Below are 353 nucleotides of genomic sequence, written 5' to 3' on the forward strand. Positions count from 1 at the left end.
GCATCAGATAGCGTTGCCTCTCGCAACATATATTGATTCGTCATATTCACCTTTTTAGCGAAAGCTCAATTGCATGATCTTCCAAGCCTCTTTACGCAGCTCTGGGATGCGCAACATCTGCGGTAGACTGTCTACTTTAGCGTTTGGTAGTAGCTTTAAAGCATGCTCATCAGGCAAAGTTTCAAAGAACTGAATACTTTGCTCACCCGCTAAAATGATCCATTGTGGGGTTTGACCTGAAAGCTGATTACTCAAGAATTGCTCAAACCCACCAAGTGCCCAATCCTTTCGCACAATCAGATAACGGTTTTTTAACTTTCCGGGCCAAACAAACTGTCCACTGTTCCAATCAC

Annotated in this window: 1 pseudogene; it reads right to left on the minus strand. The window is 43.6% G+C overall.

Features of this window, described 5'->3' with window-relative positions:
* Positions 1-54: 54 nt before the first annotated feature.
* A pseudogene (locus tag A3774_RS16835) lies at positions 55-353 on the minus strand (hypothetical protein); the annotation flags it as partial.

The sequence above is a fragment of the Neptuniibacter marinus genome, from assembly GCF_001597725.1.
Lineage (GTDB): Bacteria > Pseudomonadota > Gammaproteobacteria > Pseudomonadales > Balneatricaceae > Neptuniibacter > Neptuniibacter marinus.